Source organism: Cerasicoccus maritimus, from assembly GCA_031296935.1.
Classification (GTDB): Bacteria; Verrucomicrobiota; Verrucomicrobiia; order Opitutales; family Cerasicoccaceae; genus Cerasicoccus; species Cerasicoccus maritimus.
The window spans coordinates 23,344-41,735 of record JAVDPD010000038.1; the positions used below are offsets into that span (position 1 = coordinate 23,344).

The 18,392-nt window shown below is 51.5% G+C and carries 13 protein-coding genes, 1 tRNA gene and 1 pseudogene; 7 read left to right on the top strand and 8 right to left on the bottom strand.

Annotation, left to right across the window (positions count from 1 at the left end; translation table 11 throughout):
* Positions 1-12 precede the first annotated feature (12 nt).
* A tRNA-Lys gene (locus RBB62_RS18710) sits at positions 13-88 on the top strand.
* 272 nt (positions 89-360) lie between these two features.
* Here the strand turns inward: RBB62_RS18710 and RBB62_RS18715 are convergent.
* Positions 361-714 carry a site-specific integrase gene (locus RBB62_RS18715; protein WP_309400776.1) on the bottom strand — a complete coding sequence of 118 codons (354 nt, stop codon included), beginning with the start codon at positions 712-714 and terminating at the stop codon, positions 361-363.
* Here RBB62_RS18715 and RBB62_RS18720 point away from each other — a divergent pair.
* Positions 713-1,084 carry a hypothetical protein gene (locus RBB62_RS18720; RefSeq protein ID WP_309400777.1) on the top strand — a complete coding sequence of 124 codons (372 nt, stop codon included), beginning with the start codon at positions 713-715 and terminating at the stop codon, positions 1,082-1,084. The two genes, RBB62_RS18715 and RBB62_RS18720, sit on opposite strands and share 2 nt — an antisense overlap.
* A gap of 333 nt (positions 1,085-1,417) precedes the next feature.
* On the opposite strand, the gene RBB62_RS18725 is transcribed toward RBB62_RS18720, so the two are convergent.
* A complete protein-coding gene (locus tag RBB62_RS18725; protein WP_309400778.1) occupies positions 1,418-2,164 on the bottom strand; it encodes a hypothetical protein in 747 nt (248 codons plus the stop codon).
* Between the two features lie 228 nt (positions 2,165-2,392).
* Positions 2,393-4,237, bottom strand: a complete 1,845-nt coding sequence (locus RBB62_RS18730; RefSeq protein WP_309400779.1) for a heparin lyase I family protein — start codon at positions 4,235-4,237, stop codon at positions 2,393-2,395.
* 169 nt (positions 4,238-4,406) lie between these two features.
* Here RBB62_RS18730 and RBB62_RS18735 point away from each other — a divergent pair, with 169 nt between their 5' ends.
* Complete coding sequence (locus RBB62_RS18735) at positions 4,407-5,156, top strand: hypothetical protein (protein WP_309400780.1); 750 nt, start codon at positions 4,407-4,409, stop codon at positions 5,154-5,156.
* Between the two features lie 102 nt (positions 5,157-5,258).
* Here the strand turns inward: RBB62_RS18735 and RBB62_RS18740 are convergent, their stop codons facing one another.
* A complete protein-coding gene (locus RBB62_RS18740; RefSeq protein ID WP_309400781.1) occupies positions 5,259-5,972 on the bottom strand; it encodes a hypothetical protein in 714 nt (237 codons plus the stop codon).
* A 10-nt stretch (positions 5,973-5,982) separates the two neighbouring features.
* Positions 5,983-9,039, bottom strand: a complete 3,057-nt coding sequence (locus tag RBB62_RS18745; protein ID WP_309400782.1) for a hypothetical protein — start codon at positions 9,037-9,039, stop codon at positions 5,983-5,985.
* A 193-nt stretch (positions 9,040-9,232) separates the two neighbouring features.
* Here RBB62_RS18745 and RBB62_RS18750 point away from each other — a divergent pair, with 193 nt between their 5' ends.
* Positions 9,233-11,725: a DUF4962 domain-containing protein gene (locus RBB62_RS18750; protein WP_309400783.1), complete on the top strand. Its 2,493-nt coding sequence runs from the start codon at positions 9,233-9,235 to the stop codon at positions 11,723-11,725.
* Here RBB62_RS18750 and RBB62_RS18755 read toward each other — a convergent pair.
* The 3 genes and pseudogenes from RBB62_RS18755 to RBB62_RS18760 form a co-directional block, all read right to left on the bottom strand.
* Positions 11,722-12,654, bottom strand: a complete 933-nt coding sequence (locus RBB62_RS18755) for a LacI family DNA-binding transcriptional regulator (protein WP_309400784.1) — start codon at positions 12,652-12,654, stop codon at positions 11,722-11,724. The two genes, RBB62_RS18750 and RBB62_RS18755, sit on opposite strands and share 4 nt — an antisense overlap.
* Positions 12,655-12,789 (bottom strand): annotated as a pseudogene (locus RBB62_RS20345) (LacI family DNA-binding transcriptional regulator); the annotation flags it as partial. It abuts the gene before it with no gap.
* Between the two features lie 14 nt (positions 12,790-12,803).
* Complete coding sequence (locus RBB62_RS18760; RefSeq protein ID WP_309400785.1) at positions 12,804-13,736, bottom strand: NAD(P)-dependent oxidoreductase; 933 nt, start codon at positions 13,734-13,736, stop codon at positions 12,804-12,806.
* Positions 13,737-14,125: 389 nt separating this feature from the next.
* On the opposite strand from RBB62_RS18760, the gene RBB62_RS18765 reads away from it, so the two are divergent.
* From RBB62_RS18765 to RBB62_RS18775, 3 genes are read left to right on the top strand one after another with little or no spacing between them, the layout of a single operon-like run.
* Positions 14,126-15,886, top strand: a complete 1,761-nt coding sequence (locus tag RBB62_RS18765; RefSeq protein WP_309400786.1) for a sodium:solute symporter family transporter — start codon at positions 14,126-14,128, stop codon at positions 15,884-15,886.
* Positions 15,887-15,888: 2 nt separating this feature from the next.
* On the top strand, positions 15,889-17,367 hold the full coding sequence (locus RBB62_RS18770) for a sulfatase family protein (protein WP_309400787.1): 1,479 nt from the start codon (positions 15,889-15,891) through the stop codon (positions 17,365-17,367).
* Between the two features lie 32 nt (positions 17,368-17,399).
* The gene (locus RBB62_RS18775) at positions 17,400-18,266 is read left to right on the top strand and encodes a sugar phosphate isomerase/epimerase family protein (RefSeq protein WP_309400788.1); all 867 of its coding nucleotides are present in this window, start codon (positions 17,400-17,402) and stop codon (positions 18,264-18,266) included.
* The last annotated feature ends 126 nt before the right edge of the window (positions 18,267-18,392 follow it).

The window sequence follows — 18,392 nt, forward strand, 5'->3', positions numbered from 1 at the left end:
CCAACGTTCTGGGCCTCTCTAGCTCAATCGGTAGAGCAGTTGACTCTTAATCAATTGGTTCGGGGTTCGAGTCCCCGGGGGGGTACCATTTTTTGGTGCGTCAATTCGCATCAGAACGTGACTAACAAGCCCATTATCATGGGCTTCCGTATGTTTGTCATCGTGATTGAATTTGCCAGTTCGTGACTTGGGAAGCCCCGTAAAGTCTGCATTTTGTGAAGCTGGCGCAGGCTGATTTTCTTTGGTAACTTCCTGGTTTTCATCATCCTGCCACGGTAATTGCTGGACTGCCTCCTGCATTGGGAGCTGAGAAACGTCTGTGTAGACCTGTGAAGTAAGCTTTGGATCGGCTATGACGCATCAATTCCTGAGCCATGCGTTGAGGGGTGCCACACTGGTCGCATATGTGTAGCGCAGAGCGTGAAAGTCTAATTTGCGGCCTAAGGCATCAATACGGGCTATCCCCGCCTTATCCAGATCAACAAGCAGTGCATGGCTGATATCTTTCATGCGCGGAAAGACAGAAGCATCTGGTGTGGCGTTGGCAGGCTTTGACGCGAGAAGTTGGCGGGCGAGTCCGGGGTGGAGTGGAATCGTGGCTTCTTTGCGGTTTGGGGTGGTTGATGCGCGCGCCTTGATATGCGGCAGTGAACCGTCAAGCTGACAGTCTGCCCAGATGAGCGCAATTAGCTCACCTTTCCGCAAAGCACTCATGAGTATTGAGGCTGATCGGCAGGCGATCACTGAACTGCCGTTGACTCCTGGCTTGCTTCAATCTCTACGTGAGAGTGCCCGGCTGCATTCAACGCATTATTCCACCCAGATTGAATGTAATCGCCTGACCGAGACTCAGGTGCGCGAGGTCATTGAAGGCGGCGGGCATTTTCCTGGACGCGAACGCGATGAGTATGAAGTGAAGAACAATTTCAAGGCATTGGGGTTCGTTGAGACTGAGGCGCGTGCAAATGTATCGATTACAGAAACCTTGATCCGAAAAATTCACGGTCTGGCATTTGATGGCGTTGCAAAAGTGAACCCCTATCGCGATGGACAAAATGTTAGTGGTCGAAAAGGGCAATGGTGATCGAAATGATCGAAATCATGCAGCTAAATCGCACCCTTGAGGCACGCTGAAACTGCTTATAATAGCTCGATTACGATTACGGTGATCGAAATCAAATCAGACGATACGGCCTGATACTTTGGGCAATGAGTCTTTCGGCATTGTCATACCCCTGAGGGCACAATTTCCGCCAGTGTTATTAAAGAGCTCCCAGTTAAGGACCCCAAGAGCGGCAACTTATATTACTACAAGCCATCCTCTGACACGTCACAACGCAGCCAGGCTAACGAATGCATTGGCTCAGTTTGCGTAGTGAGACGAGGGGCGCTTTTGCTCGTCTGGACGCATTGAGTTTTATTTACGTGAGCGCCGTTTGACATAAGCAAGCAGGAGCGTTATGGAGGCAACTCCAAGGGCGTAGGTGGAAGGCTCGGGGATCGAGGATACATTCACGTTGTCGATATATGCCTGCTGGGTTGCTGCATTGAAGACACGAAAGCCAAAGCGCTCGACGTTGTTGGATCCAACGGTCCCGTCTGAGATGATTTGGGAATAGGTGTCGGAGGTGTAGTCGTAAACCCACAAGTTGTAAGTGGAGGCAGCGAGAGATACGTTCGTGTTATCGCCAATAGAGTAGAATGTATTCTCGGCGGTGTCATTGACGTAGAGGAATATGCGCACATCGGTGTCCATCGAGTAGGCGGAGATTCCCTTGATGCTGCCCTCGCCAATGCTCAGCACAGCTGGACCGCTGGAGTTGATATCCGAAGCCCCATAGCCAAAGTTCATTGTGTCTGTGTAGATGCTGGTTGGCTCGTAGTAGTCGAATGAGAAGAGGCTCGCAATTCCTTCCAACTCATTTGTGGTTTCAGAAAAGTTAAGCTGGCCGCCTGTCGTGCTGTCGATGAGTTCTACATATTTATTGTTGGCCCCAAAGGGGCTGCCAGTGTCTTGAACGATTGTTTTGCCGGGACTTGTATTGGTCCAACCCGAAGGAGTGGAACCGACCGTGTCCGATTCAAAATTATCAGAAAAGTAAACCGTTTGAGCTGACAGGCCTGTCAACCCGGTGAGGACTAAGATAGGTAACAATTTTTTCATGACATTTAGTTCGTTTTTGGGATTAATTTCAAGCTTGTCGCCTTGAATGTTCACCGTGCTCAGTTAGTAGGCTGCTGGGTGAATATGGGGCAGTTTTGATGATTCGGCTATAGAATCATGCCGACTTGTTGAGGTCAAAATGGTCGTTTGATTTAACTGTAAACACTTGGGTTGCGCTCTGTTTTGATCTGGTGAGGTTGCGTTAAAGAGTTGGTTTCGGCAGGTCATTTAGCGCAGTAGTAGAAACAGGATTGGGCGGTTTGGTATGAGGCTGCTTTCTCTCGAATCAAGTTTGCAGAAGTCGCCGATGGTATCATCAAATTGGAGTTGGAGTGAGATTTCATCGTTGAGCGTTGCATCGGGAATCGGGAGGTCGATATAGCCCAGCGCCTCACTGCCGGAGCCTTGATATCCTAGATTGATCAAGTTGCTGGCGTTACCGTAAGTGAGGGTAGATTCTGTCCAGCTGTTATCTACTCGGTAGGCTTTCATTGGCGATGTGAAATCAATAAAATCGCAGTGGACACTGAGGATTGCAGACGCTGTGTTGTAAGCTGCGTATTGGCTGTAATCGAAGTGGATGTATGTCTGACGATCGTATTTGAGCTGGTCGGGCTGATGCTTCACCATGATGAGGCTGTCGCTGCCATAGTTATTATTGCTGTAATAGCCGCCCTGAGTGTAAGTGTCTCGGTCAGGGAAGGCGATCAAGCCATCTTCGAGGATTTGGAAATTATCAAAATAGATCGTCTCTTCCTGTGTGTAGCTAATGTGGCGATAGATGCCGCACTTGAAGTAGGGACCGTCGGCGTCGTTGTATGAGGTCGGGCCGCTGTAGTTAACAATGTGTTCGCCATCTTGCCAAATATCGAGAAAGCCATTGCTGGTATAATCCCAGAGGACGGAAACTTCGAAGGTGATCCATTGCCCCTTGGGCAAATCGAAGTTACTACCGTCGGGATTTTTATGACTAACCTTAGTCGTGGTGGAGCCATCGTTAACTGGTTCGGCGCTGTAAGCTGTGGTAATGGCGAGTTTGCTGTCAGTGGTAATGCTAAACGCTAGGTTGGCATTGCGATAGGATTCGTTGGGGTCTTTTCGACCATGCCACTGTGCAAAGATAGAGTGACCTCCGCTTGGCAGTTTGGCGGGGTGCCCGACTGTGGGCAGATAAACGCTGAAACGGTAGAAGTATTGTTTCCCGATCGTTATTGGCAACCGGTGGCCGATCTCGGATCGCACAATCGAGTTGTCCGGGTTGCTTAGGGTTACTTTTAGCGCCCGGTTGCCGGAGTGGACAATGTTGTCGGTCGTTTCAAGTACGGCGGTTGTTCCCGGGGTTTCCTGCCACCATTCGTCATCGTCGGGCACGGTTAAGCCCTCCCAGTCCTGCGTTTGGTAGACGATGTCTTCTTCGATTCGCAATAGCTCGACGTTGTCAATGTATGCGCATTGTTGGGGGGAGGCGAATGTTCTGAAACCGACCTTCGCAATGTTGGACGCATTGATGCTGCCTTCGGCTACAATTGCGGAGGTGTTGGCACCGGTGTCCTCAAAGATAACGCGGTAATCGCCGGATCGCACAGATCCGCTGGCGTCGGCAACCGTGTAACGAGTGGCTAGCGCAGTGTCGTTGACAATCAGGTATACGCGATACGTGGTGTCTAGACTATAAGCAGAATTGCCGTTGACGGTGCCATCGTTCAAGCTGATGCGGACGCAATTGCCGGTAGAGTTGAGATCGGTATCGGCGTAGCCAAACCACATTTCATCGTGGTTGCTGTCGTTGGGTTCGTAGAAGTCGAAAGAGAGGATTGAGGCTTTGCCCGCTACGTCGGGAACATTCTTGAAGAGTGAAATTTGAGCGCCTCCTGAGTCGTCCAGGCTGATGCACTGATTGCTCGATCCGAAGGGGGAACCGTTGTTTGAAATTAAACAATTGGCCGCAGTGTCCCAGTTGGCGGGAGAGGTTGCTGGAGTTTCGTTTTCAGCGTCTTCGAAAAATATCTGGGTATTCGCGTTGAGGCTGAGGGTAAGGGTAGATAGCGGTATTAATAGGAGTTTTTTAAGCATACGATAATGGGGGTAAGGGGTTGGCTGATCTATCCCCATTGCGAGTAAGTTTATCAACATGCTTGGCAGTTTAATTGTAAAGTTGGCCGCACTGTTTACAGTTAAATTATCATGGCAATTGGGAGTAAGATCGCGACTGGCTAGGGTGGCTATAAACCATAAGTTTTATATGTCTAAAGTTCTATATATATCCCTCTTGGCTTCCGCTTGTTCCTTGCAGGCCGACACTTCAAAAATCTTTGAAGATGATTTTGAAAATCGAAGAACTGGCACTGTGTTGCAGGATTCTATTTCATCCGACGGCAAGGCCCAATGGTCCTTTCAAGGTGGTGATGACGGTGGTGTTATTCTCGAGAGGAACGGAGATGTCCTGGTTTGTTTTCGGCAGAATGAAGCCGCAGATTCGGGCATCCTGTCTGCACGTCTGGTGTCTGATCCGCACTCTTCTATTCATGTGAAAGACGGGGTCATTGAATTCGATTATTACTACCTTCAGGCCTTCAATGATAACGTGAGCTTTATGTTGAACTACCGCTTGGAAACGGATCTCAAGAACCCGAATACCGGTGGCGTGATCAATGGCTACCAGCTTCGTTTAAGAGCGCTTAATTCGACCAACCCGGATTCTATTATGTGGACGATTCAAAAGGATCCAGATTTGCCTGATCCGGTTATCCAGACTGGTTCATTCTATGTCTCTGACCTGGTCGTGAAAGGGAACGATGCTCCCGGTGAGGTCGTTCGGGTAAAGCTTGAGCTGGATGGTGAGTCGCAAAAACTGTCGCTGAACGGCTCGATCGTTGCTTCCTTCAAAGATGCGACTTCGAATAACGCTTACGAAGGCGCGTTTAACTTCATTAACAATGGGTCGCGTGCAAGAGGCATCGGCCAAATAGTGGTTTCGAAGAAAACGAAGTAAGCCAATGCGCTTTGCTTGAGGTGCGGCCCGAGCGTTCGCATCTCAAGCACGCTTTTAGAATGGGCAAATTTTTGAGCGACAAATCGCAGCCAGTTGTTTTCGTCATTGCGCTTGCTGAGCCTGATCGGTGGGGGTCGATTTCAGACGTTCCCTCATGGGGATCATTTCCACTCGCCCATTACTGCCTGGGATAAAAATAAGGTGAACGGACATATCGGGAGTCACACCAAAGGTGCTGTTTATCTTTGGCTCCCAGCCTTCGCCTTCTTTTGCGGCGAGTTGGATCGAGACTTTAATCACTCCGGGATTATCAGACTCGAATGGCAAAACCGTTGATTCTCGGGGCGCCAGTTGAAACTTCATTCCGTTGAGGCGTCCGGCAATCTGGCTGGAGGTCATGTTGATCAACCTGGATTCTCCGTTGTGCAGCGGCTCAGTCGGCATTGGCATGGCTTCGGCCGCAACTCCATCCCCGGAGTATTGCTTGATGAAGACCAGTGCTCTCCGGACGCTGGCGTCCAGCATGACGTCGGCGACGGGAAGGGGCTCTGCTGAGTCCTCTTGGCGTTTATATAAAAGCATTGGAGCGGCACCGCTGTATTGATACGGCTTGGATAAAGCGCCATTGGGAATGAAAACCCGCTCAAAGGCGTCGCCTGACTGGACATACAGGTCTTTGATTGTGCGGTTCACACTGATTGCCCGCCAGGTTACATTCAACTGCTCTTCGGGTAGTTGGCTTTGAGCGGTGCAGATTGGACTAGTCGCAGTGAGAGACAGAAAGATGGATGCGTATTTGATGGAGTGGGTAATCATGCTAGTCGCTTTATTTTTGTTCAGGAATCCAACGTAGGGCTACGATTCGGAAACGTCGCCCCATGCTGCCGGCGGTAGTTGCAGTTTCGATCGGTTCAGTCGCTGAGACTTTTTCCGGGAAGCGTTGGACAATGGCTTCCAGCCATGCCTTTACCGGCGTGCTTCCGGTGACGTGGGATTCGCCGTATGCGCGAATGCGAAATGTGTCAGAGCGTGCGGTGATGATGGGCGCGATTGGCGTTAGTAGATCCGCTTGAGTTATCGCTCCAGGCGCTGCATCGAATTGGTTTCCGTAGAAGAATGTAGGTTCTGGAAAAGTAGTCCCATCGGGTTCGCTGTTGATCTCGTCGCCAACGATGTCGTCATTAATCTGGCTCTGGTCGATGGCTCGCTGAAGTGCGCCGGATAGCGCCTGGTAGGCGTTTGCGCCACTGCCTGCGGTCAGATTTCGATTGATGAAATGAGCAAGCGAAAGGAAAGGACCACGCGCTTTGACTTCTTCTACAATCGCCTCGGCCAAGTCGTTGATTTCGTCATCGGTCAACGCCCGGGCGCCGTTCCACACTTCGCTGCTATCGGCGCTGTTTACGCTATCGGAGTCAAAGCCATTGCCAATTGGGCGGGCCAGGCGCGGAAAGAGATAAGACAAGTTGTTTTGTTGAACGCCGTCTTCGTGAACCAGCGTATGCTTATTCAAGCCGGCGAGTAGCGCCTTCCATGCTTCAACAGAAGTCGAGTTGACATTGAACGCGCCTTCGACGAGCAGGCTCTGGGCGCTGCCATAGGCATTGTCTGGAATCTCGGAAAGCGCTGATTGTAGCGTGAGCCTTGGATTGCGAGGGTTGTCAACCGCAGTGGCGTCATCGCTGGCGTCTAGCGTGGAAAAGAAGAAACCATCCCAAAGCGCTTCGTTGGTGCGGTATGACTCATCGAAGTTGGCCTGCATAAGATACCAATGGGTCGTGTTGTCGTCAAAGTAGCTCAGTGTTCTGGGGACGCTAGGGTCGGCCAGGGAATTCCCCAAAATGTAGCTTGGGGCGAAGGAATCCGTGTTGTCATAGGTAATGCTTGGGTTCATGAACTTGACGCTCAGATCGACGTGACGTAGTTGGCCGAGTGATAGAAAATTTTTCGGGTCGGAAGGGATTTCGAATAAACCAACTTTCGCGTGGGCGGAGAAACCGTGGCTATTGCCGAAGTAGGCGTTGCTAGTGCTTGCTTCTACATCCGTGGTAAAATCGCCCAAGCCATAATCGCCAGCGAAAAGCCTGGGGGTGCCTGTGCGCACATATCCGTTTCTGGAAAAGTGGCTACTGCGTAAGTTGAAGTTCGCCAAGTAGCGCACGTTATCCAGGTCGATCTTGTAGCTGAATCCAGCTTTAGGGAAGATGACCAAGTTATCGCCCTGCTCTGCGATGGCCGAAGTGGAGGTGACATTGGGGGAGTAGGCGATACCATCGTAGTTACTCAATGGCGTTTGGGAATTTGCGCCATCGAGTTGCAGCTTGAAGCGCAGGATGCCTGAGTTATCCAGCATAAACTCATAGAACTCCGGAGTGACCCCCTCGTTCAGGGTGTCCTTGAATTCTACAATGGCGCTTTTGGAATCATCGAATCCGGCGACGAGCATATTCCCTTGGCTGTCATCGGCATTGTGTGTCGTTAGGTCTGGATTCAACGGCCCGACATAATTGCCAGTGTCTTTCAGGGTGAGCACTTTGACTTCTCCTGGACTGAATTCCAGTATATCCGAATGGAAGAAAATGGCACCGCTGTAGTCGTTGCTTCCACTTTTACTCCTAGGATTAAAAAGAGCGTTGAGGCCGTCTTTGAATTTATAGCCACCGAATGTTACCGGACCATCTGAGGTTTCAACGTCGACCGTAAGCTCTGTAGAATCTCCCGTGTTGTGTTGTTCAAATACGAATCGGTAAGTGGCGGGCGCCAAGCTTGCGTTGTAGGGATTGTGGAGCACGACAACCGGGAAGAGGTGCATGCGCAAGTGTCCGCCATTTTCGCCTAGAGTTGGGTTGCTGAAGGAGAAGTTGAAGTATAGCTTTAGTTGAGTGAGCACCGGGCCAATGCCGTTTTTATGGTTGCTGCTATTGTGGATATTACGGACCAGAGGCGTTGGGGTAAGGCTGCCGTTTACCTTGAGGACTTTTGCATGTTGGTACCAATCCTGGAAAGTACTCCAGGCAGGTCCCGGCAGCGTATCGCGCGTTAAGACCGGGTCGGGTTCTTGGTAGAGATAGCCTGTGGGCAAGGCGTCGTTTTCGAACATCCAGGTTAGGTCTTGCTTGAGGCCGCCGAGACGTTGATCACTGAGGACGCCTTTGGAGTGCACACTAATGTCGTGGAAATGCGACTTGCGAAAAGTGTTGTCATTGCCAAGGGCGAGATCCAGCGAGTCGTCTGAGAATATGCGGTCCAGCGTTTCGGGATTCATTGGAAAAGCATCTCCTATCGCTTCGCTGTCTGGCGCGGTGCTGGCCTGCATCATATGTGCTCCTGTTTGGGGCATGGTCAACAGGCGTCGCTCATCGGTAAGGGTGTGGGCAAGGTCGTCGCTGATGTTAATGGTCGCTTTGACGCCTTCATCGCCAACCCAGTAGGCATAGCTATTGGTCGTGAAGGTTGGGCCTGAATCGATGCTAACGAGCTCCGCGCGCACCTTATCATTTACATCGTTGACTGATGTGTCGCCTACGAGCACGGGCCAATCGGTGGACACTGGATCCAGGAGGTTGTCTTCAACGTTTTCGCCCGACACGAGCACTTTCTGAAGAGAGGCAGAGTAACTGCTTAGGTTTCGAGAAGCGTCATAAGCGCCGGTGTTTGTCCAAACGCCGGTCCAATGTTTTTTCGATGAGTCAGGCGCGAGGGTGGCGTCTACATTGATTGATCCGGTTGCTACGGTGTCTTCACCGGCTACGGATTGTAGTTCTCCCATTGCGACATAGAGACCGTAAAGCGCATTTTGCTTAGCCATCATATGCTGCTTCTTGATGCTCACACTCGCCAGCTCCACTTGCGTCATTGTGCCAATCGATAGCAGGAGCAACATGATGAAGGCCATGAGCGTTAGTGCTATAACAAGGGCAAATCCACGTTTGCCTTTGGGGCATGGGGGCGGGAGGTCTTTCATTACAAGCTGATTAGTGCGAAAATGAATCGTCTAGTGGGGCGCGGGGCATATATTTTTATGCTCCTGATTCAAACGAGGCTGAGTCATTGGCAGGGGTATTATTATTGCTTCTTTGACGGATATCATCATGTTTTCGATGAGCGCGAGCAAGGTTCGTTTAAGTCGTATATCATTTAACTGTAAACGAAGGGAAGGGGATGGCCGCGATTTGTTTACAGTTAAATGCGCGTACATGTTGTCTGTCGCCATGCACAGGATGCTTATAATTGGGCATATGTTTGTTAACCCTATCCGCCGTAATGCATGCCTCCAGGCATGGATTATTCTGATTTCAGTATGCCTCTCAGCCGCCTGTTACGCTGATGCTAAAGGCAGTGAGCGTATACCGCCCCGACAAAAAATAGTGGTGACTCCCGAGCCTTATGAAGGGATGCCCATTGCGCTCAATCCGCCAACCTTTCGCTGGCCAGAATCGACAGAACTTCCCGCTACGGTAACGGTGCGCTCCAGCTCTGGAGATGTCGTGCTGAAGTCGGATCCACGGGATCATTACTACTTCCGCCCTCTTGAGCCGTTGCCATCCGGTGAGTACGAATGGTCCTTTACTGACGCCAACGGCGTGGTGACTGGCGGCGGTCATTTTGAGTTGTCAGAAGACTTGGAGAAATGGCCGGTTGCGCCAGCAAAGGAAGCGGTGAACAACATTCCTTCCGGGCATCCGCGTGTTCACACCCGACCGGAGAAGATCGAAGCGCTGAAGCTGTTGCTTCAGAATACGGAGAATAAGGATTTTCAGGATTTTCTGAGGCGGCATGCCGGAGGTAAGCGTCCTGATTTGGAACCTTTGTCGGAGGAGTTTTTCTTCGATGTGCGAGATGATAGCTACAAGTCATCGAAGCAGATATTTTGGAAGTCTGGAGATTACTCTTTGAAAGCAGCCCGTGGCATTGTGGAAAACTGCATTCTCTACCAACTGACTGGTGAGCAGAAATACGCTGAGTACGTAAAAAAACGCGCGTTGGCAATAGCTGATCTGAACCCGTGGGGATTGACCACGCATGATGTTAATCAGTTTGGAAACAGCCGCCTCGTGAATGCGCTTGGTTGGGCTTACAGTTGGCTTTACGATCAATACACGGAGGAAGAGCGCGAGAAGATTCGTAATGCGATTGTCGATCGTTGTCGTATCGCTTTGTTGGATGCGGAAGCTGAGCGCTGGCCTTGGCCAATGATTCCACGTTTGGAATACACGAAGGTTGAGCCGCATGCCTGGCAGTTTGTTGTCTATCATTTGTCGGTTGGTTTGATTGCTGTTTATGGAGAATCGCCGGAGGCGCAGGAATGGCTGCCTTGGCTGATTGATTTGTATGTGGCCAATTATCCGTGGTTCAGCGGTTCGGATGGCGGTTCCGCCGAGCAGGTTCCTTATTTCCTGGGGACTAATCTGATTTCAAGCCAGCAAGCCGTGCATCTGGTCAAGACGGCTACTGGTCTCGATTTGGCTGGTAATCCCTGGCATCGCAATGCGCCTTACTTCATGATCTATGGTTTTGGAACTGGCGCTAATGCGAGCCAGTATGGAGACAACTCTGGGCGTCCTCCGGGTGGTTCTGGCACGATGACTGCGCGCAATGCCGCAGTGCAGTTTCAGGATGGCGTGGTTGCGAGTTATTACGATTTTCTGCTGCGTCGAGCATCTGCGCGTAATACATATATCCCGTTGCTGGAGGCTCCCTTTGAGCTGCCGGAGCGTAAGTCGCTCGCCGACTTGCCTACGAGTCGCTTGTTCAGCGATGTGGGTTTGGTCTTCATGCGTTCCGAGTGGGAAGATCCCAATAACGAAATTTTTATGGAATTCAAATCGTCGACGTTTGGTTCCATTGGTCATGGGCATAACGACCAGAATAGCTTTAACCTGTCGGCCTACGGAAAAGTGCTACTACTCGATAGCGGATTCTATAACTACTATGATAGCCCGCACCACAACGGTTGGACGCGGACAACGCGCGCACACAATGCCATCCTCATGGATGGCACTGGGCAGCCGGGTAGCTCGGATCAATTCTATGGCGAGATTGTGCACTTTGAAGACACCGATGACACCACCTATACCATTGGGGATGCACACCGGGCCTATAATAAAGTCGACCTAGAACGCTTTGATCGGCATGTGCTATGGATCAAGCCCGATGTGTTTGTCATCGCTGATGATGTTCAATCGAGCGAAGCGATTCAATATCAGTACATGCTCCACGCCAAGAATCCCTTTAAGATTGATGGGAACGTACTGCAGGTGGACAACGAGCCGGCTCATGCTAAGGTCACTTTTATTGAGCCGACTAATCTGAACATCTCGCAGTCGGATCAGTTCCTGAAGCCTATTGAGGAAATTGTGCGCCGCCCCGGAAAAGCGACTCCTGTTCCGCAGTGGCATATGACGGCGGAGACACCCGAGAAGTCAAAGGCGCAGCGATTTATCACGGTCATCGAAGTTTACAAAACAGGGGACTCTAACGAGGTCACGGTGGATGTTGTGGAAAGCGACGAAGGGGTGTCCGTGGAGCTCTCCGATGGACGCAAAGGCCAAATTACCTGGCGGGACTAGCGCAGTGACTGATGTGCCAAAGATACGGGTGGACCGACTTTGTGGACAGAGTTGCCCGGAGTCCAACTGGGAAAGATTAAGTGGGTAATGGGGTGGACGGGGACGCCCTTGTCGTTCTGTTCAATCAGCGATGCCAGCAGGCGCATGGCTTGCGCTCCAACGGACTGCTTGTCTATGACGATGTGCCCGATCTCGGTGAAGTCACTGTGTTGATATGGCGATGCAATGCCGATTGATTCTTTGCCAATGAACTCAGGGTCTTGCAACCGGTTAATCACCGTGGGCGTTAACGCAATGACGGCATCTGGGTTTTCTTTTTTAAGCCAGGTGGCCAGAGTCTTATCGCTAAAGTCAACTTCGATCAGCGGCTTCAGGCATGACTTTCGGTAGGGCAGTTTGTGTTGAGAAGAAAAATACGCGGCGGTGTAGAGGTTGTTGACCCGCTCATCGGTGTGCGGGTCTGAGATGAAGCCGATCCTGCGATAGCCAAGTTGACAGAGTTCTGCAAAGACCCTCTGAACGGCCGCGTAAACGTCGGTTGAAATCGTATGCAGCCGTGGCGACTCGAGTGAGAAAAAGAGTTGGACGCTGGAAAAAAGCTCCCACTTCAAATCGAGCGTGGTGTGCGGCGACTGCTGTGGTCCAACGATCAAGCCCTCAATGCCGCGAGCTGAGAGAATGTTGGAAATGCGGTCGAGATTGTATTCAAGCTCCGGTGATTTGAGCCAGAATTCTTCCAACTTATAACCCAATTGTTTGGCGGTGGCTTGGGCTCCTTCAAAGAGATCCCGGTGGTGGGGATTCAGTTGTGAAATGTGCGCGTGGTCGTGGTTGTTCAGGTAGGCGATGATACCTGAAAACTGACGGCCCGAACGCTGGTGCCGATAGTTGACGAGGGCGCTCAAAGCAGGGTCTTTGGTAAAGCCCATCTCTTTGGCTATCTTTAAGATTTTTTCTCTGGTTTCTTCAGAAACTCTTTTGGAGTCGCGTAAGGCCAGAGAAACTGCCATCACACTAACGCCTGCTCTACGCGCGATGTCGCGCATGGATACTCGCTTCTTCATTCAGTCATCGAGTATCAGGTCATTCGCTCATATTGTTCAATAGTAATCTCGTTGGTCAGTGGGGCTTGGCTGAGGTATGCATCGATGTTCTTCAGCGCAAGCACGCCGGCATTGCGGTGCGACTTTACGTTGTTCCCGCCCAGGTGTGGTGTGCCGATCATGCCGCGTAAGCCGCGAAGCGGGGAATCCTCAGGCAGCGGTTCTGTTTGGTAGACATCCAACCCGGCGCGGAGGCGCCTTTCACTGATTGCATTGGCCAAGGCGAATTCATCCACCAGCTCACCGCGTCCGACATTGATGAACACGGCATCGACAGGCAGCATTTGGATGCGTCTGCGGTCGACCACGCCGACGGTTTCCGGCGTAAGCGCGCAGCATTCGAAAAAGACTTCGCTGGTATGGAATAATTCATCGATGTCTGCTACGCGGCGAACGTTGTTTTCGAGAAACGCGGATGGCTCGGCGTATGGATCATAAGCGCTGATCTCGGCTTCGTATGGCTGGAGGAACTTTGCCAGGGATGCGCCGACTTGCCCCATGCCATGGATGCCGATTTTTGCGCCGATGAAGCTCTTTTGAGGTGGCGACTTTGGATCCCTCCAGCCTTTCTCGTAGTGCAGAGAGTTTGTGTGGTAGCCGACATTTCTCAAGGCGGCAAGCGCCAGCATGATGGCGGATTCTGCCACGGTCTTCGCGACCGTATTGCCCCAGTTTGTGACTTTCATTCCAAGTTCAAGATGGCGCTTGTCGACTTGGTGGCGAACGGATCCGCAGATGTGGCAGTAGATCGAGGCAGGCGGCTTCCCGTTGATGATGGGTAAGCGTGGCGTCGACCAGGCGCCGAGAATGATTTCAGGTTGTACGTCCTGAATAATGGCTTCGAGCTCACGCTCGGTTGAGCCCTTGACCCAAGTGTATAAGCGCGGATCGGGAAAGATGCGACTCAAGCTTTGCTGGCCATAAAAATGGTCTAGTTCCTTCTCGGTTAGTAGAATCAGTGTATGTGCATTAGCTCGCTTGGCACCTTTGTGCTTCGCCTCTGTGTGATGAGATAACATTAACACCTATGGAAGCATTTGCCAGAGGCTAAACAAGGCACCTGATGGTGTAACTGTAAACCTGCTGGAGGTGTTTTTCTTGCGGTCGGTATTGAGGCGTATTTTTGGAATAGTGCTTTTGCTGTTTTAGTTCGTTTACGTCAGGGATTTACAGTTAAACACCCGCATGGTTTGTTTTGCCCGATCCTGAGCTCATCCTTACTGTTTTACTTATACATGAATCATGTTTGCATCGAGCTGTTGGCTGCGAGCGCGACCCGACTTTTGCTTTGCCCCTTATGGATACTCCTTCAATTCACACCATCGATTACATTACGATAGTTGTTTATTTGCTACTGATGATGGGAGTCGGTTGGGCTTTTAAAAACTTCAATAAGGGCATTAGCGATTACTTCAAGGGCGGCAGTCGAGGCACCTGGTGGCTGGTTGGAATGAGCATGTTCATGGGCACGTTTAGCGCCTGGACTTTTACGGGCGCGGCCGGCGTGGCTTACCAGGCTGGTTGGTCTGCTTCGATTATTTTTCTGTCTACTGCGACTGGCTATCTTCTGAACTTTATCTGCACCGGGCCTTGGTTTCGCCAGATCCGTGTAACGACTGGCCCCGAGGTTCTCAGGATGCGTTATGGCAATGGTACACAGCAATATTACGCCTGGATCAGTATCGTGACCGGGTTGCTTTATGCCGGGTTGCATTTATATGGGCTATCGATCTTTTGCTCTGCGGTTTTTGGTCTGCCGGTGGAGGGCGTGATCATCGTTATCGGCATTGCGGTTTTGTTTTACGCGACAACCGGTGGTAGTTGGGCGGTGATGGCCACAGACTTTTTGCAAAGCTTAATCCTGCTGCCGATCACCATACTGGTCGCCTGGCTTGCTTATCGGGCCATCGGCGGCTTTGGCGAATTGCAAGCAGCGGTTGTTGCGCAGGGGCTGAGTGAAGATTTTAAGATCGTCAATAGCCCGGGTGAATTTGCCGCTGGCGCATTTACCTGGGGCTGGGTCGCGGCGATGTTCACGAAGAACGTCATTGCATGGAACACCCTTGGATCGGCTACGCGATTCTTTGCTTTGAAGGATGGTCGTGATGCGCGCAAGGCGTCGTTGCTCTGTGTTGTGCTCATGTTGATGGGCGCTGGGATTTGGTTCCTGCCGCCGATGGTTGCGCGACTGTTGTATTCAGATCAAATCGAAGCCATTGAGCTTGGTAAAAGTGCGGAGGCTGCCTACGCCATAGTTAGCATGAATTTGCTGCCCCCGGGCTTGATGGGCTTGGTCGTGGTTGCTATGTTTACGGCGACGATGAGTTCGATGGACACGGGGCTCAATCGCAATGCAGCAATTATCGTTAAGGATGTTTATCCGGCGTTTTGCCGATTGCTTTCCAAGACGCCTCGTTCTGATGAAGAGTTGCTCAAGGCGAGCCGAATCGTCAGTCTTCTGCTGGGGATTGGAATTATTTTGCTGAGTCTTTACTATTCGAAACGAGCTGGGGCTGGCGTCTTTGAAATCATGCTGTCAATCGGCGCTTATCTCTCCTTGCCATTGTCAGTTCCCACTTTGCTCGGTTTGTTTTTTAAGCGAGTGCCTGGCTGGGCTGCGGTTTTCTCATCTCTATCAGCTTTTTGCGCTTCGGTGTATTTGGGGATTTCACCGCAATGGGGCGCACCCAAGGTGGATTTTCAAGTTACCGTGCTCATTGTCTTAACGGTAGGCACGATCGCATTTTTCGTCAGTGGATTCTGGTGGCCCAAGGTGAGTGATGCATATCGCGAGAGGGTGAATGCTTTTTTCAAGAACATGTATACGCCCGTGGACTTTGAAAAGGAAGTTGGCGACGCCAATGACTCGCATCAATTGCGACTTATCGGGAAGATCGCCGTTATTGTGGCTGCACTTGTTTTGCTGCTGATTCCTTTTCCTGAGACGTGGGCCGACAAGGTAGAAGTACTATTTGTCAGTGGCTTTCTGTTCCTGGTTGGCGGGCTCATGTGGCTCAGTGGCGTTCGGGCAGACCGCGCAAAATCAAAGTCTTTATAACAATGGCCACGAGTCCACAGCGCGATTATGTCTTTATCCTGTGCGACCAGCTCAGGGCTGACTTTCTACGTTGCTATGGGTGTGACGCTATCGATACGCCCAATCTTGATTGGTTGGCGAGCGAGAGCGTGGTCTACGAAAATGCCGTTTCGACGTGCCCGCTTTGTGTGCCAGCGCGGGCTGCAATGCTCACGGGGATGACGCCGCTGCAATCGGGAGTCATTAGTAACGAGCATTGGCTGCGACCGGACCGAGTAGAGATGGGCTACCGAACCTGGCCCGAGCTGTTGTTGGAGCAAGGTTATCATACGGCGGCAGTGGGTAAAATGCATTTTCATCCGTTTGAATCTTCAGAAGGGTTTGCAGAGCGTATCATTGCTGAGGATAAACGTTGGCCGTTGATTGATGATGATTACATGGGCTTTCTCCGCAAGAATGGAGTTGGCCCTGATAAGTTTAACGCCATTGATTTGCCGGATTACGTTAAGCAAAAAGGCGCGGTCCACTTCCCGCATGATATATCACTGACGCCGGACCGCTTTGTCGCCGAAGAGGCTGTGCGGTTGATTCAGCGACAACCTACCGAGCAGCCATTGGCGTTGATGGTTGGTTTTCCCGGGCCGCATTGTCCCTACGATCCCGTGCCGGAATTACTGGAGCATGTGGCGCCGGAGAAGTTGCCGCAACTCTGCCCGCGTTCGCTTTGCCAATCGGATGCGGCGCTCGAAATGCACGCGAGGTTCATTAAAGGGTACAAGGGATACTGGCATCAGCTGGATTATACCGATTTCACGGAAGCAGATAAGCTGCGCATTCGACATCACTACGCGGCGCTCATTGCCCAAATTGATGATGAAGTCGGGCGCGTGTTGAATGCCCTGCGCCAGGCGGGGCGCCTTGACTCGAGCGTGATTATCTTTACCAGCGATCATGGCGATCATGTGGGTGATCAGGAACGGGTGGGCAAGGGCACATTTTACGAACCGTCTGTGCATGTTCCGCTGCTGATGCGGTGGCCTCAAGCTGAAGGGGGAGGGCAGCGCATCTCGACGCCGGTCGCCTTGCAGTCGGCGCCAGCGACCATTCTGCAAGATGCCTGCGGGAAACTTCCTGATTGGTGGGCCTATCCAAGCCTCCCGCGTGGGGATGTTGCAGGGGAGGTCGATCCGGTTTTCGGATACATGGAAGACGGCTGCATGGTTCGGACTGGGCAATGGAAACTTTGCCGCTATGCCACAGGCTTTTGTGAGCTATTCGATATGGTGGCCGATCCGCACGAAGCGGAAAACCTTTATGATTCCGAAGATCACTACGGAGAGCGAATGAAGCTGGAAGGTCTGCTCTTGGATTGGGTTACGTGCAATGCGAACTCGGGTCAATTGGCTGAGCGGATTGATAGTCCTGAGCCCTTATGCCGCTCCCACGCCTTTGCGACTCGTGGTTGGAAACGCATTTATCCAAACCCCGGCTATTCCAAGTGATTATAAGATACCCCCCAATTGATTCAGTTGAGATGAAAGAACCGGTGAATTTAGCACAGCAAGCAAAGCAAACCCACAAAAGAATTTATGATGTTAAGTGGGCCTATTCTTCAATGGGGATGCCCGAGGCAGACCTGGCAACATTACTCAATGTTGCGGAAGGTTGGGGCATTGAAGAACTCGAGTTGCGGACCTTGGAAGATTCCATTGATCTGCCGGATGTATTAGCCAAACGCTTTCAGTCACCCATTGAATTTGCTAGCTACTTGGAGCGCTCTTCATCGGTAGAGGTGTCCGTGCTTTCTGGCAGTTTACGGCTTGCGAAAAACGTCGGAAAGGATCGCGCCGATTTTCTGGCTTATGTCCCTTGGGCTGAAGCTGCCGGTGTAAAGTGGTTACGCGCATTCGACTTCGTCGGCCCCTATGCGCCCTGGACAGAGGAGATGTTTGAGCAGGCGGTTGATACCCTGCGTTGGTGGAAGATGGAAAAGGAGAAGCATGGCTGGTCGGTGGAAATACTCGTTGAGGGGCACCATCGCATGTTTTATCCGGATATGTATTATCGAGTCGGCGCAGCATTAGGTTGGAACCCGCCGCTGTTGTATGACCTGGGGCATGCTCTCAGTGAATTAGGCAATGAAGGGGCGCTTGCGACCTACCAAGAGCTGCGGCACCACATCCCAAGAGTCCACCTGAAAGACCCGGCAGTTGTTGTTCCAGGGGGCATGAAGCACAGCATTCCAGGGCAGGGGACTGGGAACTTGGAGGAGTTGATGGACGCTTTTGTGGCCCAGGGAACTCCGCCGGTTGTAACACTCGAATGGGAGCGCCAGTGGGAAAAGCGACTCCCGGAATTAAGCGTAGCGTTTGAAGCCTTGCGCGCGAAACACTGGCTATAGCGGTTTGTTAGAGGGCGTCTAAAAAGTCGTTTCACCACAAAAAAGCTGCACATTGCTTTACCAGTGTGAGATAGACTTGGGATGCGAGAGAGATACCCAAGTGATTTAACCGACAGTGAATGGTCC